At 69.2% G+C, this 25,023-nt stretch carries 16 protein-coding genes; 15 read left to right on the top strand and 1 reads right to left on the bottom strand.

Features of this window, described 5'->3' with window-relative positions:
* Window positions 1–13: 13 nt before the first annotated feature.
* The 13 genes from BLU09_RS14800 to ftsZ all read left to right on the top strand — a co-directional run bounded on the left by BLU09_RS14800 (window position 14) and on the right by ftsZ (window position 22,864).
* A complete protein-coding gene (locus BLU09_RS14800) occupies window positions 14–1,537 on the top strand; it encodes a UDP-N-acetylmuramoyl-L-alanyl-D-glutamate--2,6-diaminopimelate ligase (protein WP_090490195.1) in 1,524 nt (507 codons plus the stop codon).
* Window positions 1,538–1,585: 48 nt separating this feature from the next.
* Window positions 1,586–2,986 carry a UDP-N-acetylmuramoyl-tripeptide--D-alanyl-D-alanine ligase gene (locus BLU09_RS14795; protein WP_090490194.1) on the top strand — a complete coding sequence of 467 codons (1,401 nt, stop codon included), beginning with the start codon at window positions 1,586–1,588 and terminating at the stop codon, window positions 2,984–2,986.
* Complete coding sequence (gene mraY / locus BLU09_RS14790; protein WP_090490193.1) at window positions 2,986–4,164, top strand: phospho-N-acetylmuramoyl-pentapeptide-transferase; 1,179 nt, start codon at window positions 2,986–2,988, stop codon at window positions 4,162–4,164. Before BLU09_RS14795 ends, mraY begins: the two co-directional genes overlap by 1 nt.
* A gap of 19 nt (window positions 4,165–4,183) precedes the next feature.
* The gene (murD, locus tag BLU09_RS14785; protein ID WP_090490192.1) at window positions 4,184–5,551 is read left to right on the top strand and encodes a UDP-N-acetylmuramoyl-L-alanine--D-glutamate ligase; all 1,368 of its coding nucleotides are present in this window, start codon (window positions 4,184–4,186) and stop codon (window positions 5,549–5,551) included.
* 4 nt (window positions 5,552–5,555) lie between these two features.
* On the top strand, window positions 5,556–6,722 hold the full coding sequence (gene ftsW / locus BLU09_RS14780; protein ID WP_090490191.1) for a putative lipid II flippase FtsW: 1,167 nt from the start codon (window positions 5,556–5,558) through the stop codon (window positions 6,720–6,722).
* On the top strand, window positions 6,719–7,870 hold the full coding sequence (murG, locus tag BLU09_RS14775) for an undecaprenyldiphospho-muramoylpentapeptide beta-N-acetylglucosaminyltransferase (protein WP_090490190.1): 1,152 nt from the start codon (window positions 6,719–6,721) through the stop codon (window positions 7,868–7,870). Before ftsW ends, murG begins: the two co-directional genes overlap by 4 nt.
* The gene (murC, locus tag BLU09_RS14770; RefSeq protein ID WP_090490189.1) at window positions 7,867–9,285 is read left to right on the top strand and encodes a UDP-N-acetylmuramate--L-alanine ligase; all 1,419 of its coding nucleotides are present in this window, start codon (window positions 7,867–7,869) and stop codon (window positions 9,283–9,285) included. Before murG ends, murC begins: the two co-directional genes overlap by 4 nt.
* Before the next feature lie 4 nt (window positions 9,286–9,289).
* A complete protein-coding gene (murB, locus tag BLU09_RS14765) occupies window positions 9,290–10,222 on the top strand; it encodes a UDP-N-acetylmuramate dehydrogenase (RefSeq protein ID WP_090490188.1) in 933 nt (310 codons plus the stop codon).
* Entirely contained in the window at window positions 10,219–11,175 is a 957-nt protein-coding gene (locus BLU09_RS14760) for a D-alanine--D-alanine ligase (protein ID WP_090490187.1), read from the top strand. Before murB ends, BLU09_RS14760 begins: the two co-directional genes overlap by 4 nt.
* A 154-nt stretch (window positions 11,176–11,329) precedes the next feature.
* Window positions 11,330–12,184 carry a cell division protein FtsQ/DivIB gene (locus tag BLU09_RS14755; protein ID WP_186817786.1) on the top strand — a complete coding sequence of 285 codons (855 nt, stop codon included), beginning with the start codon at window positions 11,330–11,332 and terminating at the stop codon, window positions 12,182–12,184.
* A gap of 46 nt (window positions 12,185–12,230) precedes the next feature.
* Complete coding sequence (ftsA, locus tag BLU09_RS14750; protein WP_011555553.1) at window positions 12,231–13,463, top strand: cell division protein FtsA; 1,233 nt, start codon at window positions 12,231–12,233, stop codon at window positions 13,461–13,463.
* 335 nt (window positions 13,464–13,798) lie between these two features.
* Window positions 13,799–21,313, top strand: a complete 7,515-nt coding sequence (agmC, locus tag BLU09_RS14745) for an adventurous gliding motility protein AgmC (protein WP_244171731.1) — start codon at window positions 13,799–13,801, stop codon at window positions 21,311–21,313.
* A gap of 333 nt (window positions 21,314–21,646) precedes the next feature.
* Window positions 21,647–22,864 (top strand): cell division protein FtsZ, encoded by a 1,218-nt coding sequence (gene ftsZ / locus BLU09_RS14740; protein ID WP_090490184.1) that lies wholly within the window; start codon window positions 21,647–21,649, stop codon window positions 22,862–22,864.
* 21 nt (window positions 22,865–22,885) lie between these two features.
* Here the strand turns inward: ftsZ and BLU09_RS14735 are convergent, their stop codons facing one another.
* On the bottom strand, window positions 22,886–23,275 hold the full coding sequence (locus BLU09_RS14735) for a hypothetical protein (RefSeq protein WP_090490183.1): 390 nt from the start codon (window positions 23,273–23,275) through the stop codon (window positions 22,886–22,888).
* A gap of 137 nt (window positions 23,276–23,412) precedes the next feature.
* Here BLU09_RS14735 and BLU09_RS14730 point away from each other — a divergent pair, with 137 nt between their 5' ends.
* Both BLU09_RS14730 and BLU09_RS14725 read left to right on the top strand, forming a co-directional pair.
* Window positions 23,413–24,765, top strand: coding sequence for an acetyl-CoA carboxylase biotin carboxylase subunit (locus BLU09_RS14730; protein ID WP_090490182.1), 1,353 nt, complete (start codon window positions 23,413–23,415; stop codon window positions 24,763–24,765).
* Between the two features lie 45 nt (window positions 24,766–24,810).
* Window positions 24,811–25,023 (top strand): biotin/lipoyl-binding carrier protein, encoded by a 213-nt coding sequence (locus BLU09_RS14725; protein ID WP_011555548.1) that lies wholly within the window; start codon window positions 24,811–24,813, stop codon window positions 25,021–25,023.

The following is a 25,023-nucleotide window of genomic DNA, read 5'->3' as shown; positions in this document are numbered from 1 at the left end:
TGAAGGGGAAGAGATGAAGCTGACGGATGTCCTCGCAGGATGTGGTGCCGAGCAGACCTCGGGCGGCCGTTCCGCGGTTGACGTCACCGGTGTGACGCAGGACTCGCGGCGCGTGAAGCCGGGAGACCTGTTCGTCGCCATTCCTGGCACGAAGGAGGATGGGGCCCAGTTCATCGGTGAGGCCGTGTCCCGTGGCGCCGTGGCGGTGGTGTCGGAGAAGCCGGTGCCGTCCTCTCAGGTGCCCTTCTTCAAGGTGAGCAGCGCTCGAAAGGCGCTGGCGCTCATCGCGGCCAACTTCTACGGCCGCCCGGCGGACCAGCTGACGTTGCTGGGCATCACCGGTACGAACGGGAAGACGACCACCAGCTACCTGCTGGAGGCCATGAGCACCGCGGCGTACGCGTCCACCGGTGTCATCGGGACGCTGGGCTACAAGTTCGCTGGCCGCACGGTGGAGTGCGCCAACACCACGCCGGATCCGCTGGAGCTGCACCGCATCCTCCGGGAGATGGTGGAGGCGGGCGTGGAGACGGTCATCATGGAGGTGTCCAGCCATGCGCTCGCGCAGGAGCGCGTGCACGGGCTGACCTTCAAGGCCGCGGGCTTCTCCAACCTGAGCCGCGACCACCTCGACTACCACAAGGACATGGAGGACTACTTCCAGTCCAAGCGGAAGCTCTTCGCGGAGAACCTGTCCGCCACGGGCGTGGCGGTGGTGAACGGCGACGACACCTACGCCAGCCGCATCTACAACGAGCAGCGCGGCCAGAAGCGCATGGCGTGGAAGTTCAGCCGTCAGGGCTCCGGGGAGATTTCCGCGGCCGACGTGAGCTTCTCGCTCCAGGGCATCAAGGGCGTGCTGAAGACGCCCGCCGGTGACATCCCGCTCAAGAGCAAGCTCCTGGGGCCCCACAACCTGGAGAACATCCTCCTGGCGGTGGGCATTGGCCTGGGCGCGGGCTTCGCGCGGCGCGACGTGCAGGAAGGCATCGAGCGGATGATGCCGGTGGCCGGCCGCATGGAGCGCGTGGAGAACTACGGTCCGTCTGGCGCCCCCGCGGTGCTGGTGGACTACGCGCACACGGATGACGCGCTCAAGCGCTCCATCGAGGCGGCGCGCTCGCTGGCCAAGGGCCGCGTCATCGCGGTGTTCGGCTGCGGCGGGGACCGCGACAAGGGCAAGCGTCCGCTGATGGGCGCGGTGGCGGGTGAGGGCGCCGACCTGGCCGTCATCACCAGCGACAACCCCCGCACCGAGGACCCGGAGGAGATCATCTCCCAGGTGACCGCGGGCATCGAGAAGAGCGGCCTGCGCCGCATCTCCGCCGGCAAGGCGAAGAGCGGTGAGAAGGGCTACCTGGTCGACGCGGACCGCCGCGCGGCCATCGAGCAGGCCATCAGCCTGGCGTCCGCGGACGACGTCGTCCTCATCGCGGGCAAGGGCCACGAGACGTACCAGCAGGTCGGCGAGGAGAAGCTCGTGTTCGACGACCGGCAGGTGGCCGCGAAGGCGCTGGCCAACCGCATCGCTGGCTGAGCCCGAGCCTCCCAAGCCCCGTCGACCCGCCCGCCCATCTCTCACACCATGGCAGCTTCCTTCAGCGACGAAGAGGTGGTGCAGGCGACCGGGGCGACCCGGCGTGGCGGCCCGGCCCCGGCCGCCTACGCTACCGTCTGTACCGACACGCGGGCACTCACCCCCGGGTGCCTCTTCGTGGCCCTGGTGGGTGAGCGCTTCGACGCCCACGCTTTCGTGGACGCCGCGGCGAAGGGCGGGGCGGCTGGCGCGGTGGTGGCACGCGGGCGCCCGTTGCCCGCGCTGCCCGACGGGCTGACGCTCTATGAAGTGGATGACACCCTGCGGGCCCTGGGCGCGCTGGGACGGCACCACCGTCAGCGCTTCCGGATTCCGGTGTGCGCGGTGGGTGGCTCCAACGGGAAGACGACCACCAAGGAGATGGTGGGCGCCATCCTGGCCACGCGCGGGCCGGCGCTGAAGACCGAGGGCAACCTCAACAACGAGATTGGCGTCCCGCTGACGCTCTTCCGGCTGGAGCCGCGCCACGTCGCGGCGGTCATCGAAGTGGGGATGAATCAGCCGGGGGAAATCGAGCGGCTGGCGCGCGTCGTCCAGCCGGACGCGGGCGTCATCACGGTGGTCCAGCCCGAGCACCTGGAAGGGCTGGGCAGCATCGAGGGCGTGGCGGCGGCGGAGGGCGAGCTGTTCCAGGAGATGGGGCACGGCACCACCATTGTGGTGAACGTGGACGACGCGCTCATCCCCGCGCAGGCGGAGCGCAGCGGCGCGCAGCGGCTGACGTTCGGCCGGGCGGAGCACGCGGACGTGCGGCTGGCGGACGTGAAGACGCTGGGCCGCGAGGGCATGGTGGCCACGGTGCGGCACCTGGGCCGCGAGTGGCCGGTGCGGCTGCACTTCGTGGGGCCACACAACGCGCAGAACGCGACGGCGGCCTTCGCGGTGGCGCTGGCGCTGGGGTACACGCCGGAGGAGTGCGTGCGCGGCCTGGAGTCGGCGCGGCCGTACTCGCGGCGCCTCAACGTGGTGGACGGGCAGCACGGCGTGACGGTCATCGACGACTGCTACAACGCCAACCCGGCCTCCATGGACGCCGCGCTGGAGACGCTGGGCACGCTGGTGCCCGCGAGTGGCCGGGCCGTGGTGGTGCTGGGGGACATGCTGGAGCTGGGGCCGGGCGAGCTCGAGGAGCACGCGCGCCTGGGCGGCCAGATTCCCTCGCACGCGGCGCTGGCGGCATTTTTCGGTCCCCGCTCCTTGAAGGGGTGGGAGGCCGCTTCCATGGGTGAATCCGCCGCCCACTTCACCGACGTGGAGCCGCTGATGGCGTGGTTGGCGCCGCGGCTTCGCGAAGGTGACGTGGTGCTGGTGAAGGGCAGCCGCGGCATGCGGCTGGAACGGGTGGTGGCCGCCCTGACGGGCACGGCCGTCCCCGGAGGAAACCACTAGTGCTGTACCTCCTCTACGAGGTCATCCAGAACTCCGAGGCGGGGCGCGTTCTCAACTTCCTGCGCTACCCCACCTTCCGCATCATCGCCGCGGGCGTCTTCGCGCTCCTCCTGGGCATGCTCATCGGGCCCAAGCTCATCGCCCGGCTGCGGCTGAAGCAGCACGGGCAGAGCAACGTGCGCGAGGACACGCCGGACTCGCACCAGAAGAAGAAGGGCACGCCCACCATGGGCGGCGCGCTCATCCTGCTGTGCATCGCGGCGGGCACGCTGCTGTTCGCGGACCTGAAGAGCCGCGCCGTCTGGGTGATGCTGCTCCTGACGCTGGGCTACGGCTTCATCGGCTTCCTGGATGACTGGCTCAAGCTGTCCAAGCGCAACTCCAAGGGCCTGGCCGGGCGCAAGAAGATGGTGCTGCAGACCTTCTTCTTCCTGGTCGCCGTGTTCGGTCTGCTGACGACGTGGACGCTGCCGGACGGCTCCTTCGGCCCCACGCTGCTCATCAATACCAAGCTGACGCTGCCCTTCATCCCCACGCGCTGGTTCAACCCGGACCTGGGCTGGTTCTACGTCTTCTTCGCGTGGATTGTCGTCGTGGGCACGTCCAACGCGGTGAACCTCACGGACGGCCTGGACGGTCTGGCCATCGTCCCCACCATCGTGTCCGCCATCACCTTCGCGGTGCTCTGCTACGTGGCGGGCACCACGCTGAGCATCGCGGACGCGGAGGTGGTGGGCGGCGTGTCGAAGCTGGTGGCCACGCCGCTGTACCAGTACCTGGGCGTGCTCCAGGTGCCGGGCGGCGCGGAGCTGGCGGTGTTCTGCGCGGCCATCGTCGGCGCGGGCATCTCGTTCCTGTGGTTCAACACCTACCCGGCCTCCGTCTTCATGGGCGACATCGGCTCGCTGGCCCTGGGCGGCGCGCTGGGCGGGCTGGCGATGCTGTCCAAGAACGAGGTGGTGTCCGCCATCATCCACGGCATCTTCTTCGCCGAAATCCTGAGCGTGATGATTCAGGTCACGTCCTTCAAGATGACGGGCAAGCGCGTCTTCAAGATGGCGCCGGTGCACCATCACTTCGAGCTCAAAGGGATGGCCGAGCCGAAGATCATCGTCCGTTTCTGGATCGTCTCCATCCTCTGTGGTGGCGTGGCGCTCCTGTCCCTGAAGCTCCGCTGAAGCCGGAGGTGGCACGGCCATGACGTTGGCGCTGTCCGGTCAGAAGGTGCTGGTGTTCGGGCTCGCGAAGAGCGGCGTGGCCGCGCTGCGCCTGCTGCGTCAGCTGGGCGCGGACGTCACGGCGCTGGACGCACGTGGCGAGGACGCGCTGGGCGCGGTGGCCCACGAGGTGAAGGCGCAGGGCGCCACGCTGGTGTCCGGGCCCACGCCGCCGGGGCTGCTCGCGTCGCAGGACCTGGTGGTGGTGAGCCCGGGCGTGCCGCTGGCGCTGCCGGAAATCCAGGCCGCGCGCGCGGCGGGCGTGGCGGTGTGGGGCGAGGTCGAACTGGCGGGCCGGCTGCTGTCCGGCGTGCCGCTGTTCGGCATCACCGGCACCAACGGCAAGAGCACCACCACGGCGCTCACCGGCACGCTCTTCGCCAGCGGCGGCAAGCGCACCTTCGTGGGTGGAAACCTGGGCCGGCCTTTCAGCGAGGCGGCCATGTCTCCGGACGACTGGGACGCGCTGGTGGTGGAGCTGTCCAGCTACCAGTTGGAGGGCATCCGCACGCTGCGCCCTCGGGGCGCGGCCATCCTCAACCTGACGCCGGACCACATCGACCGCTATCCCAGCCACGCGGCGTACGGCGAGGCGAAGGCGCGCATCTTCCAGCAGCAGCAGGCCGGTGACTTCGCGGTCGTGAACGCGGACGACGCGGACGTGCTGGGCCTGGCGCGCGGCGCGAAGGCGCCAGTGTACGGCTTCAGCCTCACGGGCAAGCCGGTGGCGGACGCCCCGACGCTGGCGGGCCTGGCGGTGGCGGAGCCGGGCGGCTTCCGGCTGGCCTTCCTGGGCGAGCACTACACGCTGACGAACCGCGCGCTGCGCGGTGCCCACAACGCGCAGAACGCGATGGCGGCGGCGCTGCTGGCGCGCCTGGGAGGCGTCACTTCCGGCGAGGTGCAGGCGGGGCTGGACGGCTACCCGGGCCTGCCACACCGGCTGGAGAGCGTGCGCGTGCTGGATGGCATCGAGTGGGTGAATGACTCGAAGGCCACCAACGTGGATTCGGTGCTGGTGGCGCTGCGCGCGTTTTCCAGCGGCGTGTGGCTGATTGCCGGCGGCAAGGGCAAGGGCGCGTCGTACGCGCCCATGGTGGAGGCGGGGCAGGGCAAGGTGAAGGGCGTGCTCACCATCGGCGACGACGCGGACACGCTGGCCCGGGCCTATGCCGGCGCGGCGCAGGTCCACGCGTGTGGCACCCTGGCCCATGCGGTGGCGCGGGCGCGAGAGTTGGCGGAGCGGGGTGACACGGTGCTGCTGTCGCCCGCGTGCGCGTCCTTCGATCAGTTCAAGAACTTCGAGGACCGGGGCGATTCGTTCAAGCGCCTGGTGGAGGCGCTGTGACGGCATGAAGACCCCTTCTCCTCCGTCCTCCGCCCTCGTGCGCTTCGACCCGGTGCTGCTTTGCGCGGTGCTCGGGCTCGTGAGCTTCGGGCTGGTGATGGTGTACTCGGCCAGCGCGGTGCTCGCGCAGGACAAGCTGGGCGACAGCCTCTACTTCCTCAAGCGGCAGCTCGTCGCCGCGGGTCTGGGGCTGGTCGCCATGGCCGTGGCCATGAAGGTCGGCTGGCGCCGGCTGGCGCGCTGGGCCTATCCGCTGCTGCTGGCGGCCATCGTCCTGTTGGTGCTGGTGAACATCCCCGGCATCGGCAGCACGGCGGGCGGCGCGCGGCGGTGGATTCGCCTGCCGGGCTTTGGCCTGCAGCCGGCGGAGGTGGCGAAGTTCGCCTGGGTCGTCTACCTGTCCTACTCGCTGGCGAAGAAGCGGGAGAAGGTGGCGAAGTTCTCCGTGGGCTTCGTTCCGCACCTCGCGCTGTGCGGCATCCTGGTGTTGCTTTGTATGATGCAGCCCGACTTCGGCAGCAGCGTGCTGCTGGTGTTCATGCTCTTCGTGCTGCTGTTCGCGGCCGGCGCGAAGCTGAGCTACCTGGTCGGCATGGTGCTGCTGGCGTTGCCCCTGGCCTACGTGGCCATTGCCTCCAGTCCGTACCGCATGAAGCGCATCCTGGCCTTCATGGACCCGTGGGCGCACCGGCATGACGTGGGCTACCAGGTGGCCGAGTCGCTGATGTCCATCGGTTCGGGCGGCGTGGTGGGCCTGGGCCTGGGCGACGGGCGGCAGAAGCTCTTCTTCCTGCCGGAAGCCCACACTGACTTCATCTTCTCCATCATCGCCGAGGAGACGGGCCTCATTGGCGTGGGCCTGCTGGTGGTGCTGTACGGCGTCGTCCTGTGGCGCGGCGTCCGGGCCAGCCTGGCGGCGGGGGAGACGTTCGGAACGTACCTGGGGCTGGGCATCAGCTCCATCATCGCGTTCCAGGCCGCGGTCAACATGTGCGTGGCCATGGGGTTGCTGCCGACGAAGGGGCTGACGCTGCCCTTCGTGTCGTACGGAGGTTCGTCGCTGGTGGTGTTGATGGGTGCGGCTGGAGTGCTGTTGTCGTTGAGCGCGAACACCCAGGGGGTCGCGAGGCCCAGCCGGGTGGGAACCGACATGCGGGAGGTGGCGGCATGATGAAGGTGCTCATCGCGGGTGGGGGCACGGGCGGACATCTCTTTCCGGGCATCGCCCTGGCGGAAGAGGTGGTGACACGGCATCACCGCAACGAGGTCGTCTTCGTGGGCACCGAGCGTGGCATCGAGTCGCGCGTGGTGCCGAAGGAAGGTTATCCGCTGGAGCTGGTGAAGGTGCAGGGCCTCAAGGGCAAAGGCTTCGTGTCCCTGCTCAAGGCGCTCTTCGCGCTGCCGCTGGCCTTCATCGAGTCCTTTCGCATCCTCGCCCGGCAGAAGCCGGACGTGGTGGTGGGCGTGGGTGGCTACGCCAGCGGGCCGGTGGTGCTGGCCGCGTGGCTGATGGGCATCCCCACCGCCATCCAGGAGCAGAACGCGCTGCCCGGCTTCACCAACAAGGTGCTGGGCCGCATCGTGCGCGTGGTGTTCATCGCCTTCGAGGAAGCGCGCGCCTTCTTCCCGGAGAAGAAGGTCCAGCTCATCGGCAACCCCATCCGTCGCAAGCTGATGGACAACTACCTGCGCAGCCACGTCGCGCACGAGCGCTTCTCCGTGCTCGTCTTCGGCGGCAGCCTGGGCGCGCGGGGCATCAACCAGCGGATGACGGAAGCGCTGGACTCGCTGGGCGACCTGAAGGACAGCCTGCACTTCGTCCACCAGACGGGGAAGAACGACCTGGAGTCGGTGCGCAAGGGCTACGCGGACAAGGGCTTCCAGGCGGAGGTGGTGGAGTTCATCGACGACATGTCCAGCGCCTATGCCCGCGCGGACCTCGTCGTCTGTCGCGCCGGCGCGACGACCCTCGCGGAGCTGACCGTCTGTAAGAAGGCCAGCATCCTGATTCCCTTCCCGCACGCCACGGACGACCACCAGGCCGTCAACGCGCGGGCGTTGGTGGATGCGGGCGCGGCGCTGATGTTCCGCGAGTCGGAGCTCACCGGGGAAAAGCTGGCGCAGACGGTGCGTGAGCTGAAGAGCCACCCCGAGCGCCTCAAGAGCATGGAGAAGAAGGCGGGCCTGTTGGGCCGCCCCGAGGCCGCCAAGGAACTGGCGGACGTGTGCGTGGACCTGATGGTCCAGACGTGGGGCCCCAACGGCCGCGAGCGCACCCCCATCGAAGCCGAGAAGAAGGCCCCCAGGAGCCATTCGTGACGCGTAACAAGCCCCCCAGCCTCTTCAAGACGCGCCATGCGGCGCAGGTCCACTTCGTGGGGCTCGGTGGTATCGGCATGAGCGGCATCGCCGAGGTGCTGCTGAACCTGGGCTACCGGGTGTCCGGCTCCGACTTGCGAGAGAGCGACATCACCCGGCGCCTGGTGCGCATGGGCGCGACCTTCTTCGAAGGCCACCGCGCGCAGAACCTGATTCAGGCGGACGTGGTGGTGATTTCCTCCGCGGTGCGCAAGGACAACCCGGAGGTGGTCGCCGCCCGGCAGCGGAAGATTCCCGTCATCCCCCGCGCGGAGATGCTCGCGGAGTTGATGCGCCTGAAGTACGCGGTCGCCGTGGCCGGCAGCCACGGGAAGACGACGACGACGTCCATGGTGGCCACCGTGCTGAGCGCGGCGGGGCTGGACCCGACGGCGGTGGTGGGCGGCAAGGTGAACGTGCTCGACTCCAACGCCAAGCTGGGCAAGAGCGAGCTGATGGTGGTGGAGGCCGACGAGAGCGACGGCAGCTTCCTCCACCTGCATCCGTCCATTGCCATCGTCACCAACATCGACCCGGAGCACATGGACCACTACGGCGACCTGGACACGCTCCAGTCCGCCTTCGTGGAGTTCTGCAACCGGGTGCCGTTCTACGGCCTCAACGTGCTGTGCCTGGACAACCCCAACGTCCAGGCGCTGCTGCCGCGCATCGAGAAGCGCTTCGTCACCTACGGCAGCTCGCACATGGCGGACTACCGGCTGGAGAACATCCAACTGGACGGCTTCACCACGCGCTTCCACGCCTACCGCCGGGAGGAGTCGCTGGGCGAGTTCCGCGTGCGGATGGTGGGCGCGCACAACGCCTTCAACGCGCTGGCCGTCATCGCCGTGGCGGAGGAGATGGACATCCCGCTGGAGACGGTCCGCGAGTCGCTGGCCGAGTTCGGCGGCGTGCAGCGACGCTTCACCGTGCGCGGCGAAGCCCAGGGCATCACCGTGGTGGACGACTACGGGCACCACCCCACGGAAGTGCTGGCCACGCTGGCCGGCGCGCGGCGGGCCTTCGGACGCCGGGTGGTGGTGGCCTTCCAGCCGCACCGCTACACGCGCACGCATGACCTGATGAAGGAGTTCACCACCTCCTTCAATGATTCGGACGTGCTCTTCGTCACCAGCGTCTACGCGGCGGGCGAGGAGCGCATCGAGGGCGCCACGGGCGACGCGCTGGCGGACGCCGTCCGCGCCCACGGCCACCGCGACGTCACGTTCGTGGAGAAACGCACCGACCTGCCGGCGTCGCTGCTGCCGCGTCTGCGCGAGGGGGACCTGGTGCTGACGCTGGGCGCGGGTGACATCACCCACGTGGGGCCGGAGTTGCTCGAGCTGCTGCGCACCACCCCCCTGTCGAAGGACTAGCGCCATGGTGGAAGCGGGCGTGAAGACGGCGCTGGCGACGCGCGTGGAGTCGCTGGGCGGCTGCGAGGTGAAGGCGGGCGAACCGCTGGCGCCTCTCACCAGCGTCCGGGCCGGCGGCGCCGCGGAAGCCCTGGTGCGCCCGCGCTCGCCAGACGCCCTGGTGGCGCTGCTGAAGCTGGCGCGCGAAGAGGGTGTCCCCGTTTCGATTCTGGGCGGCGGCGCCAACACGCTGGTGGGGGACGGCGGGGTGCCCGGCCTGACGCTGAAGCTGCCAGGAGACCTCTTTCCGGAGGTGGCCGACGTGGGCCCCGAGGAAGGGTGGCTCACCCTGGGCGCGGGGGCGGCCATCGTCCGCCTCATCAACGTCATGCGGGCCCACGCGCTGGTGGGCGCGGAGTTCCTGGCCGGCATCCCCGGCACGCTCGGCGGCGCGGTGTCGATGAACGCCGGCACCAAGAACGGCGAGGCCTTCTGCGTCATCGAGGCGGTGGAAGTGGCCACGGCGGACGGGGTGGGGTGGCTGACGAAGGCGCAGGTGCCGTATTCCTACCGTCACTCCGAGTTGCCGCCAGGCGGCGTCGTCACCCGGGTGCGTTTCGCGCTGCGCAAGGGGGACGTGGTGGCCTCCAAGGCCGTCATGGACGCGGACCTGGGTTACCGGAAACGGACACAGCCGCTCAGTCAGCCCAACTTCGGCAGCGTCTTCACCAACCCGCCGGGCGACCATGCCGGACGGCTCATTGAACTGGCGGGCCTGAAAGGGTACTCGCTGGGGCGCGCGCAGGTGTCCACCCTGCACGCCAACTGGATTGTGAACCTGGGCGGTGCCACCGCCCGCGACGTGCTGGGACTCGTCACCCTCATGCGGCAGCGGGTGCTCGAGCAGTCCGGCGTTGACATGAAACCCGAAGTCAAGCGCCTGGGAGACTTCCTGTGACTCCGAACCGCGGTGCCTTCACGAAGGACGAGCTCAAGCAGAAGCGTGTCGGTGTGCTGTTGGGCGGAATGTCCGCGGAGCGCGACGTATCCCTGCGCACCGGTGAGGCGGTCTCCGGGGCGCTGCGCGGGCTGGGCTACGACGTGGTGGAGATTGACGTGGGCCGGGATTTGCCCGCGCGCCTGGCGGCGGAGAAGGTGGACGTGGCGTGGCTGGCCGTCCACGGGCGTTATGGCGAGGACGGCTGTCTCCAGGGACTGCTGGAGTCGCTCTTCATTCCTTATACCGGCAGCGGCGTGCTGGCCTCCGCGCTGGGCATGGACAAGGTGTACGCCAAGCAGGTCTACGTGGCCCACGGCATCCCCACGCCCGCGTACCGTTCCTTTCGGGACGCCGCGTCGGCGCTGGCGGCGGCGGACAGCCTGCCCTTCCCGTTTCCAGTGGTGGTGAAGCCCAGCCGCGAAGGCAGCAGCGTGGGCGTGCACATCTGCAAGACGCGGGACGCCTACGAGGCCGCCGTGACGGATGCGGCGAAGTACGCGGGCACCCTGCTGGTGGAGCAGTTCGTCAAGGGACGCGAAGTGCAGGGTGGCGTGCTGGACGATGAGGCCCTGGGCGTCATCGAGGTCCGCGCCGCGCGCGAGTTCTACGACTATGACGCGAAGTACAAGGCGGGCACCGGCACGCAGTACCTCTTCCCCGCGCCCCTGCCTCCGGATCAGTATGCGCGGGTGAACGAGGTGTGCCTGGCCGCGCACCAGGCCCTGGGGTGTAGCGGGGGCTCGCGGTCGGACGTCATCGTCACCGACGGAGGCGATGTGTTCCTGCTGGAAACCAATACGCTGCCGGGCATGACGGCCTCGAGCCTCTTGCCCAAGATTGCCGCGGGGCGCGGTATCGACTTTCCCGCCCTGTGTGAGCGCCTGCTGCTGGGCGCGTGTCTCAAGGCCTGAGCGTCTGGTATGGGGCCGGCGCAACTTGGCGTCGGCCTCCTTCGAAAATTTCCGAAGCGCTTGTGTGGCGCCTTGCGCTACAGCGACGTGCCTGTAGCCAAAAACTGGCGTGGCTCCCGAACCGGGCACAGCATGCGTCAACCCTTTTCTCCCCATGGCCTTCGGTAAATCCAAGAACCGCCGCCGTCAGGACGCCGCCCAGCAGAAAGAGGCGGTCCGGGGCGCGGTGCGCTCGCATGGGCCGGGCGTGCTCAAGGTGCTGGGGCTGACCCTGGGCACCGGGCTGCTGGTGTGGGGTGGGGTGGCGCTGCGGGAGTGGGCGCTGACGTCGCCGCGCTTCGAACTGGAGGCGGTGTCCTTCTCCGGCCTCCAGCGCGCCTCCCGGGTGGAGCTGCTGCGGCTGGCGGCGCTGACGAAGGGGCAGAACCTGTGGACGCTGGACGTGGACGCGCTGGAGCGCGCCATGCACCAGCACCCCTGGCTGCGCACGGTGGAGGTGACGCGTCGCTTCCCCAACCGCGTGTCGGTGGAGGTGACGGAGCACGTGCCGGTGGCGATGGCGGTGCTGGGGGAGCTGTACGTCCTGGACGAGGAGGGCGAGCCCTTCAAGCGGGTGACGCCCGGGGACGGACTGGACCTGCCCCTGGTGACGGGCCTGGACCGGGAAGGTTATGTGGCGGACCCGGCGGCGGCGCGGGAGCGCCTCCGTTCGGCGCTGACGGTGGCCAGCGCGTACGCGCGGCTGTCACCCGAGAAGGCCGAACAGTTGTCGGAGGTCCGCCTGGAGGCGCAGAGCCTGGCGCTGGTGACGGCGTCCGGGCAGGAAGTGCGCCTGGGTGAAGGAGATTCAGAGGTCAAGCTGCAGCGTCTTGCCCGTGTCCGGCGCGAACTGGGTGCGAGGGGGCTTGCAGCGGAGATCATTCACCTGGATAACCGTGCCCGGCCCGGCTGGGTGGCGGTGAAGATTTCGAGCCCCGCGTCCGAGAGGAGCGGGGCTTCGATGCGGTAAGAGGACGCGCCCCTTTCACGAGAGTGGGGGGCCTGGGAGGGTTGTCATGGCGAAGCAGAAGTCGGGGGAGATCATCGTCGGCCTCGACATCGGCACGACGAAGATCTGCGCCATCGTCGGAGAGCTGACCGACAGCGGCATCGACATCATCGGTATCGGTACGCATCCGTCGAAGGGTCTGCGCAAGGGCGTGGTGGTGAACATCGAGGCGACCGTCTCTTCCATCCGCCGCGCGGTGGAAGAAGCGGAGCTCATGGCGGGGGCGGAGATTTCCCACGTCTACACGGGCATCGCCGGAGGCCACATCAAGGGCTTCAATTCCCAGGGCATCGTCGCCGTCAAGGACAAGGAGGTCCGCGAGGCGGACATCGCCCGGGTCATTGATGCGGCCAAGGCCGTGGCGATTCCGCTGGACCGGGAGGTCATTCATGTCCTCCCGCAGGAGTTCATCATCGACGACCAGGGCGGCATCAAGGAGCCCCTGGGCATGGCGGGCGTCCGGCTGGAGGCCAAGGTCCATATCGTCACCGGCGCGGTGTCCAGCGCGCAGAACATCGTCAAGTGCGCCAACCGCACCGGGCTCAATGTCTCCGACATCGTCCTCCAGCCGCTGGCCAGCGCGGAGGCGGTGCTGGGCGAGGACGAGAAGGAGCTGGGCGTGTGCCTCGTCGACATCGGCGGCGGCACCACGGACATCGCCATCTTCTCCGGCGGCTCCATCGTCCACACGGCGGTGATTGCGCTGGGTGGCAACAACCTCACCAGTGACATCGCCATTGGCCTGCGCACCCCCGCGCACGAGGCCGAGCGCATCAAGCAGAAGTACGGCTGCGCGCTGTCGTCGCTCATCAACAAGGACGACACCATTGAAGTGCCCAGCGTCGGGGGCCGTCATCCCCGCGTGCTCGGGCGGCAGATTCTCTGCGAAATACTGGAGCCGCGCGTGGAGGAGATCTTCCAGCTCGTGCACCGCGAAATCCAGAAGTGCGGCTACGAGGACCTGCTGGCCTCGGGCGTGGTGATTACGGGTGGCTCCACGCTGCTGGCCGGCATGCCAGAGCTGGCCGAGGAAGTGCTGGGCCTGCCCGTCCGCCGCGGCATGCCGCGCGGCATTGGCGGTCTGGTGGATGTGGTGAAGAGCCCCATGTACGCCACCGGCGTGGGCCTGGTCGTCTACGGCGCCCGCCACCTGGACCGGCGCATGTTCCGCATCCGCGAGGAGAACGTGTACAAGAAGGTGAAGGGCCGCATGCGCGAGTGGCTCGAGGAAATCTTCTGACGCGCCGGGCCGAGCGCCCACCGCGTTGCCAAAGGGCTCTCCGAAAGGGGGGCCCTTTTTTGTTGGCCGTGGGCCACACACCCTGCGTCCCGGTTGACGCGTCAGCGTCCTGGTTTGACGCGTCAGCCGACCTGGTGGGTTGCCCTCCGAAGTGCCCGAGCCGGTCCAGTTTCCGGAATCTGGATCCGTGGTTCGGATGGGGCACGGGATACCCCGTGAGCCGGACGCTGAAATCCTCGGAATCTCCAGCGTCGTAGATTGGACAGCGGCTGGCTCTCGGATTGCTATGTGCGGCATTTGCCGCTGGGCCCACACCCCCCAACGACCCCAGGTTTATGACTCGAAAGACCTTTTACGTTCCCCTGCTTGAGCGGGTTTCCCGAGGACGCCTCGGCTTGGCCGTCGCACCTCTGGTGCTGCTGTGCGCGGCGCTGCTGGGTCCCGTGGCGAAGGCCGCGGTGGACACCTTTGGCCTGGGGAACGGGAGCAGCGGCGCGCTGACCGTCGGTGTCGCCGGCACAGTCATCAACACCTACACGCGTGTGACGGCCGCAGTGCCGGCGGGACAGAGCTTTGTGCCTGTCGCCTCGTCCACGGGCTTCGCGGTGGGCAACCTGGTGATGGTGTACCAGACCGCGGGCCTCACGGCGCCTGCGTCTGGGAGCCAGACGGCCGTCAATCTGGTCGGGGGCCCGGTGGGCCGCTGGGAGCTCGCGCGGATTCAGAGCCTCACGGCGACGCGCCTCAACTTCTCGCAGCCGCTCACGGTGAACTTCGCGGCCAACGCGACGCAGGCCATTCGGGTGCCCGAGTACACCTCTGTGACGGTGAACGCCGCGGGCAGCATCGTGGCGGGTGCCTGGGATGGCACCACGGGTGGTGTGGTGGCCTTCCTGTCGCAGGGACCTGTGAACAACGTGGGCTCCATCCACGCGGATGGCCGGGGGTTCCGCGGTGGCTTCGCCTGGAATGGTGACGGAGACGGCTGCACTGGCGTGGACCAGGCTTGGCCGGGCGGGACGGAGAAGGGTGAAGGCCTGGTGCTCGGCCGTTTTGGTAATGGCGCCTTCCCGCCTGCTGCTGGGGCGACGGGTCGGGGCAACGTCGCGAACGCGGGTGGCGGTGGCGTCTGCCACAACTCGGGTGGCGGTGGCGGCAGCAACGCGGGTGCGGGCGGCATCGGTGGCCGCACGTGGGTGGGCGAAGAGGCACCGGCCTCCCGCGCGGTGGGCGGTTTCGGTGGCGCTTCGCTGACCTTCGATGCGGTGTCCCATGCGGTGTTCGGCGGCGGTGGTGGCGCGGGCCATGGCAACGACGACGCCGCGGGCGGTGGGAGCGCGGGTGGTGGTGTCGTGTTCATCCGCGCGACTTCGCTCTCGGGGGCGGGTCGCGTGTCGGCGGATGGCGTGGCGGGCGTCAACGCCGTGGGGCTTGCCAATGACGCCGCAGGCGGCGCTGGCGCTGGCGGTACCGTGTATCTGCGCGTCACTGGAGCCCTGCAGTGCTCGGCCAATACGGTGACGGCCAGGGGCGGCGCTGGTGGCAGCACCACGTACGACCAGCACGGAACGGGTGGCGGTGGCGGTGGTGGTCGCGTGCTGATTCAGGGCGCCGCGGTGGGATGCACCCCGGTCGTCACGGGCGGTGCCGCGGGCACGCAGCCGACGGCCAGCGCTCCGGACGGGTTCACGTATGGTGCCGCTCCTGGCAACGCCGGTGTCGTCACCATCCTGCCGGGTGCCTTCCCGGCGAATGTGGCGGCCCCCGTGGTGGTGACGCCTGCCAACGGCTCCAACACGGGCTTTCGTCCGGTCATCAGCGGTACTGCCCCCGCGAACTCCACGGTGGTCATCTTCGTGGATGGCGTCGAAGTGGCCCGCGTGCCGGCGGACCCCTCGGGGAACTTCAGCTTCACGCCGACCGCGGATCTGTCCGTCGGTGCGCACACGGTGAATGCCTACGCCCTGTTCCAGGGCGTGTCGTCCGTGCTGAGCAACACCAATAGCTTCACCGTGGTCTCCGACACCACGCCTCCGGATACCACCATCGTGAGTGGGCCGCCGGCGGTGTCGAACTCCACCAGCGCCACGTTCGACTTCATCTCCAACGAGAGCCCGGTGACGTACCAGTGCGCGCTGAACGGCGGTCCGTTCGTGGCCTGCGCGGACCCGCAGACGTTCCCAGGCATGAGCGAGGGCGACCAGACCCTGGCGGTGCGCGCGGTGGACGCGGCGGGCAACATGGACCCGACGCCTGCGACGTACGCGTGGACGGTGGACACGACGGCACCGGACACGACGATTGTCAGCGGCCCTTCGGGGACGACGACATCCCCCAACGCCACGTTCGACTTCAGCTCGGACGAGAGCTCGGTGACGTACGAGTGCTCGCTGGACGGCGCGCCCTTCGTGGCCTGCACAGACCCGCAGACGTTCCCGGGACTGGCGGACGGTGCGCATACCCTGGCGGTGCGCGCGGTGGACGCGGCGGGCAACATGGACCCGACGCCCGCCACCCGGACGTGGACGGTGGATGCCACCGCGCCGGACACCACCATCGTGAGCGGCCCGCCGGCGGTGACGAACGCCACCAGTGCCACGTTCGACTTCAGCTCGAATGAGAGCCCGGTGACGTACGAGTGCTCGCTGAACGGCGCGCCTTTCACGGCCTGTACAGACCCGCAGGCGTTCCCGGGGCTGAGCGAGGGCAACCAGACGCTGGCGGTGCGCGCGGTGGATGCGGCGGGCAACGTGGACCCGACGCCCGCGACGTACGCGTGGACGGTGGACCTCACGCCCCCGACGCTGCCGACCATCGACTCGCCCGCGGACCAGGAGGAGGTCGCCACCGGGACGCCGACGCTGACGGGAACGGGTGAGCCGGGCAGCAACATCTACCTGGACGTGGGCGGCGCCACGCACGGCCCCATCCTGGTCGATGAGGACGGCAACTGGACCTTCACCGTGCCGGAGCCGCTCGACGAGGGGCCGCACACGGTGTCCATCACCAGCGTCGACCCGGCGGGCAACTCCGCGGGTCCGGTGACGAGCACGTTCATCGTCGACCTGTCGGCGCCTGACACGTTCATCGACTCCGGCCCGATGCTGCTGACGCGGGACGCGTCCGCCACCTTTGACCTTCGCTCGGAAGGCGGAGGCGTGGCCTACGAGTGCAGCCTGGATGGGGGCGTCTATGTGGCTTGCGTCGACCCCGCGACCTTCACGGGGCTGGCGGATGGGGACCACCTGCTCCTGGTGCGCGCGGTGGACGCGGCGGGCAACGTGGACCCGACGCCCGCGCAGTACGCGTGGACGGTGGACACGACGGCGCCCGACACGCTCGTCGTGAGCGGCCCGGCGACGCCGACCTCGTCGAATTCGGCCTCGTTCGAGTTCGCCGCTTCCGAGCCGGGCTCCACCTACGAGTGCAGCCTGGACGGCGCGGCCTACGTGCCGTGCGCGGAGACGGTGACGTTCGACGGCTTCTCGGAAGGGGAGCACACGCTCCTGGTTCGCGCGGTGGACGCGGCCGGCAACGTGGACCCGACGCCCGCCGAGCACACCTGGACGGTGGATTTGACGCCGCCGGTGGCGCCGCTCATCACCACGCCCGCGAACGGCGCGGTGCTGGATGACGGGGTGGTGACCATCACCGGAACGGCCGACGGCGCTGAGTCCGTGACGCTGGTGCTGGATGGCGTGCCCTACGGCCCCATCCCGGTCGATGCCGGTGGCAACTGGACCTTCACGCCGCCGGTGACGCTGCCGGACGGTCCGTACACGGTCACCGTCACGGCGACGGATGATGCGGGCAACACCAGCGCTCCGACGAGCTCCACCTTCACGGTGGATACGGCGGCGCCGGATACCGCCATCGACAGTGGCCCGGCGGTGGTGACGAACGTGGCCACCGCGGACTTCGTCTTCTCGTCGAACGAGTCTCCGGTGACGTACGAGTGCTCGCTGAACGGCGCGCCTTTCACGGCGTGCCCAGCCCAGGCACAGTTCGGCCCGCTGCCGGACGGTGACCACACGCTTGCGGTGCGCGCGGTGGATGCGGCCGGCAACGTGGACGCGACGCCCGCCGTGTACACCTGGACGGTGGATGCAACGCCGCCGGTGGTGGTCATCACCACGCCCGCGAATGGCGCGGTGCTCGATGTGCCGGTGGTGACGTACTCCGGAACGACGGAGGCGGGCAGCACCGTGACGGTGGTGGTGGATGGCGTCACGGTGGGCACGGTGGTGGCCGACCCGTCTGGCAACTGGTCGCTCCCCGTGGGCGACACGCTGTCGGAAGGTCCCCACTCGGTGTCCGTCACGGCGGAGGACGAGGCGGGCAATACCAGCACGACGGTGACGCACACGTTCATCGTGGACGCGGAGCCGCCGGAGACGACGTTCACCTCGACGCCGCCCGCGCTCTCCAACAGTGATTCGGCGACGTTCGACTTCGACTCGGACGAATCCCCGGTGACGTACGAGTGCAGCCTGGACGGCGCGGCCTTCACGGCGTGCACGGACCCGGCCACCTTCACGGGCTTGGATGACGGCGAGCACACCCTGGCGGTGCGCGCGGTGGATGAGGATGGCAACGCGGACCCGACGCCGGCCAGCTACACCTGGACGGTGGACACCTCCGCGCCGGACACCCTCATCATCTCCGGCCCGCCGCTGACGGAAGCGCCTGGCACCGCGACGTTCGACTTCGATTCGGACGAATCCCCGGTGACGTACGAGTGCAGCCTGGACGGCGCGGCGTACGTGCCGTGCTCGGACCCAGTCACCTTCACGGGCCTGGCGGGAGGCAGCCACACGCTGAGCGTCCGCGCGGTGGATGAGGCGGGCAACGTGGACGGCACGCCGGCGACCTACAACTGGTCGGTCGCGGTCGACACGGATGGCGACGGCCTGACGGACGCCGAGGAGGTTGTGCTGGGCACGGACCCGGAGAACGCCGACACGGACGGTGACGGACTGCCGGACGGCATCGAGGTGAATACCGCGGGGACGGATCCGCTCGACGACGACTCGGATGACGACGGCATCCTGGATGGCAACGAGGACGCCAACCACAACGGCATCGTCGATGAGGGCGAGACGGACCCGAACAACTGGGATACCGATGGCGACCTGCTGTCGGACGGTCTGGAGCTGGGCCTCACCGAGCCCCAGGGCGCCGGTACGGACACGACGCGCTTCGTGGCGGACTCCGACCCGACCACGACGACGGACCCGCTCAACCCCGACACGGATGGCGGCAGCGTGCGTGACGGCATCGAGGACGCCAACCGCAACGGCCGGGTGGACCCAGGCGAGACGGATCCGCTCAACCCCGCGGACGACGTCGACTCCGACGGCGACGGCATCGATGATGCGACCGAAATCGCGCGGGGCCTGGACCCCAACGACGCGGACAGCGACGACGACGGCGTTCCGGACGGCATCGACGGCATCACCGACACGGATGGTGACGGCCTCATCGATGCGTTGGATCCGGACAGCGACAACGACGGCATCCTGGATGGCACGGAGATGGGTGTGACGCTGGAGAGCGCTCCGGCGGACACGGACCGCACCTCGCCCAACTTCCGTCCGGACGCGGACCCGAGCACCACCACCGACCCAAAGAACCCGGACACGGATGGTGACGGCCTGCTGGACGGTGATGAGGATGCCAATCACGATGGCCGCGTCGACAGCACGGAGACGGACCCGAACAACCCGGACACGGACGCTGACGGCCTGACGGACGGCGTGGAGGTGCGTGGCTCCAACCCCACCAACCCGCTGAACCCGGACACGGACGGCGACGGCCTGCTGGACGGCGCGGAGGACGCCAACCGCAACGGCTCCTTCGACAACGGCGAGACGGACCCGAACAACGCCGACACGGACGGCGGCGGCGTGAACGACGGCGAGGAGGTCTCCGGCGGGACCAACCCGCTGGACGGCAACGACGACTTCGTCATCTCCGGCCGTGGGTGCAGCACGAGCGGGGCGGGCACCTTCGCTCCGCTGGCGCTGCTGCTGCTCGGGCTGCCCCTGCTGGGCCGCTTCTGCCGCTCGGCGGGGCGGGCCGGTGGGGCCCCTGTGGCCGCCGCCGCCGCCGTGCTTGCGCTGGCGGTCCTGATGGTGTCGCGGCCGGCCGTGGCGCAGGTGCCCACGCTGTCCGCGTCCCAGGCCATCGACGTGCAGCAGTACAAGCCGGGGCCGAGCTCAAAGGACATCCTGGGCGTCCAGAGCGCCCAGGTGCATTCCCATCTGGGTTGGAACGTGGGCGTGTCCGTCAACTACGCGGACAAGCCGCTCAACTTCATGGACCCGCGCTCGGGCCGGTTCATCACCGCGCTGGTGCGCAGCCAGGTGGGTGTGGACCTGATGGGCTCGGTGGGCCTCTTCGACCGCTTCGAGCTCGGCGTGCTGCTGCCGGTGACGCTCCAGCGTTCGCAGGCGGCGCCCATGGTGGACCCGTCCTTCGCCCAGGGCGTGGGCTCGGGTGGTATCGGTGACCTGCGCCTGGTGCCCAAGGCCCGCCTCCTGGAGGAGGGCTCCTTCGGCCTGGCCCTGACGGTGCCGGTGGTGCTGCCCACGGGCGGCGGCTCCGACTTCCTCGGGAGCTCGGGCGTGGGCGTGCAGCCGCGCCTGGTGGCCGAATACGGCGAGCGGTTTCGCGTGGCCGCCAACGTGGGCGTGGACTTCCGGGAGAAGCAGCAGCTGCGCAACCTGAACCTGGGCAACGCGGTGTCCTACGGCGTGGGCGCCGAGCTGCCCTTCACGGTGAGCGAGGTGCCGCTGGCGCTCGCGGCCACGCTGGTGGGCGCGGTGAACCTGGAGCAGCAGGACACCGAGGAGCGCCCGCTGGAGCTGTTGGCGGCGCTGAAGTACCGCGCGCTGGGCGGATTCTCCGCGCACGTGGGCGGTGGGCCGGGGCTCACCCGCGGCTACGGCACGCCGGGCTTCCGGCTGCTCGCGGGCTTCAGCTACAGCCCGGAGCCGTCCCGCGAGCCGAAGCAGGCCGCGCCGGTGGACACGGACGGCGACGGCATCCTGGACATCGACGACGCCTGCCCGACGGAGCCCGAGGACAAGGATGGCTTCCAGGATGAGGACGGCTGCCCCGACCCGGACAACGACGCGGACGGCATCCCCGATACGGCGGACACGTGCCCGAACGAGCCGGAGACGGTCAACGGCTTCGAGGACACGGATGGCTGCCCGGATGTGGCGCCGCCCCCGCCGCCGGTGGACACGGATGGCGACGGCATCATGGATCCGGATGATCGCTGCCCCAATGCCCCCGAGGACAAGGACGGCTTCCAGGACGAGGACGGCTGCCCGGACCCGGACAACGACCGGGACGGCATCCCCGACGCCGAGGACAAGTGCCCGAACGAGCCGGAGACCATCAACGGCTTCCAGGACGAGGACGGCTGCCCCGACAAGGGCAAGGTGAAGGTGCTCGTCGAGGGCGAGCGCATCGTCATCCTGGAGAAGGTCTACTTCGCCACTGGAAAGGACGTCATCCTGGCCCGCTCGTTCCCGCTGCTGAAGCAGGTGGCCGCGGTGCTGCGCGCCAACCCGCAGGTGGAGCTGGTCCGCATCGAGGGCCACACGGATGACCAGGGCAACGACGCGAAGAACCTGGACCTGTCCCAGCGCCGCGCGAACAACGTGCGCGCCTTCCTGGTGAAGGAGGGCATCGCCGAGGGCCGCATGGAAGCGGTGGGCTACGGCGAGACGAAGCCGGTGGACACCAACAAGACGGCGAAGGGCCGTGAGAACAACCGCCGCGTGGGGTTCACCATCCTCCGCGTGGGGAAGGTGGAAGTGGAACGCGAGGCGCACTGACCCACGGGCTCTGAATCCCCGGTGAAACACACCGGGTGATTTCAGCGAGGGTGGCTCCGAAAGAGATTTCGGGGCCACCCGTCGTTTTTTGGGGCATGCTGCGCCCCACCCGCCAAGCAGTGCCGTGTATCGCGAGTCAAGGGGCGAAGTTCACCCACCGCGTCGCACGCCTGCACGTCCATGGGTTGGCGTAAGTGCGCGTCAGGACTCAGACGCGCAGCATCCCGCTACAGGCTCGTAGCGGAATACTTGCCAAAGCGTGGGACTTGCTGATGATTGTGGGGGTTGGGAGCACGCGCGCTGCATCGTGCGACTCCGGGCGAGAGGACCACCATGGACCAGTTCGATCAGAACAAGCAGGCCGCCAAGATTCGGGTCGTCGGGGCGGGTGGGGCCGGCTGCAACGCCGTCAATACGATGATCCTGTCCAAGCTGGACCGGGTGGACTTCATCGCCGCCAACACCGATGTCCAGGCGCTCGCCGCGAGCAAGGCGCCCACCCGGCTTCAGCTGGGCCAGACGCTGACGAAGGGCCTGGGCGCGGGCGCCAACCCGGAGATGGGCCGCGAGGCCGCCCTGGAGTCGCGTGACCAGATTGCCGCGGTGCTCGAGGGCGCCGACATGGTGTTCGTCACCGCCGGCATGGGCGGCGGCACCGGCACGGGCGCCGCGCCCATCATCGCGGACATCGCCAAGAGCCTGGGTTGCCTCACGGTGGGCGTCGTCACCAAGCCCTTCCTCTTCGAGGGCAACAAGCGCCGCAAGCAGGCCGAGCAGGGCATCGTGGAGCTCAAGGCCGCGGTGGACACGCTCATCACCATTCCGAACCAGCGCCTGCTGTCGCTCTCCAACGAGCCGATGCCGCTGCTGGAGACCTTCAAGCGCGCGGACGAGGTCCTGCTGAACGCCGTGCAGGGCATCAGCGACCTCATCCAGTACCACGGCTACATCAACGTCGACTTCGCCGACGTGAAGACCATCATGAGCGACAAGGGCATCGCGCTCATGGGCACGGGCAACTCGACCGGTGACAAGCGCGCGCTGATTGCCATGCAGCAGGCCATCGCCAGCCCGTTGCTGGAGGACGTCTCCATCGACGGCGCCACGGGCCTGCTCATCAACATCACCGGTGGCCGCGACATGACCCTGCAGGAGGTCAACGAGGCCCTGACGCTGGTGCACGACGCCGCCGACAGCGAGGCGGAGATCATCTTCGGTTCGCTCATCGACGAGAACATCTCGGATGAGGTGAAGATCACCATCATCGCCACGGGCTTCGTGCATCGCGACGCGCCCAAGGTCCGCACGGTGGCGCCGGTGGTGCAGGTGCCGCTGTCGCGTCCGGCGCCGTCCGTGCTCGCGAACGCGCGCGAGGAAGTCGCCAGCCTGGTGCCCACGAAGGGCAGCGGCTCACGGCCCCTGACCGTGGAGAGCGCCAAGTCGGTGAGCGCCCGCACCGCGGTGGTGAAGGACGCGCCGCTGCCGCTGGACGAGGACCAGTTCGACATCCCCACCTTCCTGCGGCGGCAGGGCCAGACGGAACTGCCGTAAGGGGCAGGGGAGACGCGGGGCTCAGCGAGCGGGAAGCTGGGCCACGCTGGCTTCGTCGCGTGCGGACAGGGTGTCCGCGCGGGCGAAGAGGCCGTCGACTTCCGAATAGAGCGCGTCCACGCGCTCCGGGAGCCGGGCCGCGGGCAGCACGCCGTCGCCGGACACTTCCTCCAGGCGCGCGTGGGCCCGCTGCAGCAGCTGGAGCGCCTTCAGCAGGGAGAGGCCGCGGCGCGTGCCCTCCTCGGTGAAGAGGGTGCCGCTCTGCGTCAACGTCTCGAGCGTGGTGCGCACGAAGCGCACGCGGTCCGTGTGCCGACCACGGTAGATGTCCAGGCGCTTGGCGCGCCGCGCGTGGTGCAGATTGACCACGCCGCCAGGGCTTGAGGAGGTGGGGGGCGTCACGGGGAACAAGGTACGACACCGCCTCGTAGACCCGCAAATTTACTGGACTGTAGGGACCTGTTGCACGTCCGTTCGCACCCTTGTCTTGGGAGGGAGCGAGGGTTAGGTTCGCCGCCCTTTCGCACCCGCACCCCAGGGGTTTCGCCATGTTCCAGAAGCTGCTCATCGCCAACCGGGGAGAGATTGCCCGCCGCATCGGCGTGGTGGCCCGGGGCATGGGGCTCAAGACGGTCGCCGTTTATTCGGACGCGGACGCCGAGCTGCCCTTCGTGAAAGAGGCCGACGAGGCGGTGCGCATCGGCCCCGCACCGGCCAAGGACAGCTACCTCAACACCGCCGCCATCCTGGAAGCCGCGAAGCAGACGGGTGCGCAGGCCATCCACCCGGGTTACGGCTTCCTGTCGGAGAACGGCGAGTTCGCCCAGGCCTGCGCGGACGCGGGGCTCATCTTCGTGGGACCGCCGCCGGAGGCCATGGCGCGGATGAAGGACAAGAGCCAGGCCCGCAAGTTGGTGTCCGCCGCGGGGGTTCCCGTGGTGCCCGGCAGCGAGGGCGTGGTGCCGGACGTGGCCAGCGCGCTGGCGGAGGCCGAGCGCATCGGCTACCCGGTGCTCGTCAAGGCGGCCAGCGGCGGCGGCGGCATTGGCATGGCGGTGGCCAGGAACCCCGCGGAGATGGAGAAGGTCTACCGCCAGTGCACGGACCGGGCGAAGGCCGCCTTCGGCAAGGAAGGCGTGTACGTGGAGCGCTACTTCCCGGCGCCCCGGCACATCGAGGTCCAGATTCTGGGGGACCAGCACGGCCACCTCATCCACTGCCTGGAGCGGGAATGCTCCATCCAGCGGCGCCACCAGAAGGTGGTGGAGGAAGCCCCCTCCGTGCTGTTCGCGGACGGGCGCAATCCGGAGCTGGCGCAGAAGCTCTTCACGGCCGCGGTGGCCGCGGCGAAGGCCTTCGGCTACGCCAACGCCGGCACGGTGGAGTTCCTCTACTCGGACGGTGAGGTCTACTTCATCGAGATGAACGCCCGCCTCCAGGTGGAGCACCCGGTGACGGAGCTGACCACGGGGCTGGACCTCATCGGCTGGCAGCTGCGCATCGCCGCGGGCGAGCGCCTCACGGTGAAGCAAGAGGACGTGAAGCGGCGCGGGGCGGCCCTGGAGTTCCGCATCTACGCCGAGGACCCGGTGAAGTTCTTCCCGTCTCCCGGGCCGCTGAAGGTGTTCCAGCCGCCCACGGGCGAGGGCGTCCGGCTGGACGCGGGCTACGGCGAGGGCAACACCGTCACGCCCAACTACGACCCGATGATTGCCAAGCTCATCGTCACCGGTGAGACGCGGGCGCAGGCGATTGAGCGCTCCGTGGCGGCGCTCCAGTCGTTCCGCATCGAAGGCATCAAGACGAACATCCCGCTCCACCTGCGCATCGTGCAGGATGCGGCCTTCCAGGCCGGCGAGCTGGACACGCACTTCCTGGAGCACCACGCCAAGCCGGCGTAGCGGGGCCCGCTCCAGCCCCAACCACCCCTGAGGAGGCACGGATTCATGGCGGACGTAGCGGCGCACATCACCGGCACGGTGTGGAAGATTGAGGTTCAGGTCGGCCAGCAGGTCAACGCGGGCGACACGCTCGTCATCCTCGAATCCATGAAGATGGAGATGCCCGTCGAGGCAGAGGATGGCGGGACGGTGAAGGAGATTCGGGTGAAGGAGGCGCAGTCGGTCAACGAGGGCGATGTCCTCGTGGTGCTCGGCTAG

Source organism: Myxococcus virescens, from assembly GCF_900101905.1.
In the GTDB taxonomy this organism is placed as follows: Bacteria; Myxococcota; Myxococcia; order Myxococcales; family Myxococcaceae; genus Myxococcus; species Myxococcus virescens.
The sequence above is the reverse complement of the archived record's forward strand: the minus strand, read 5'-3'. Positions and strand labels throughout refer to the sequence as shown.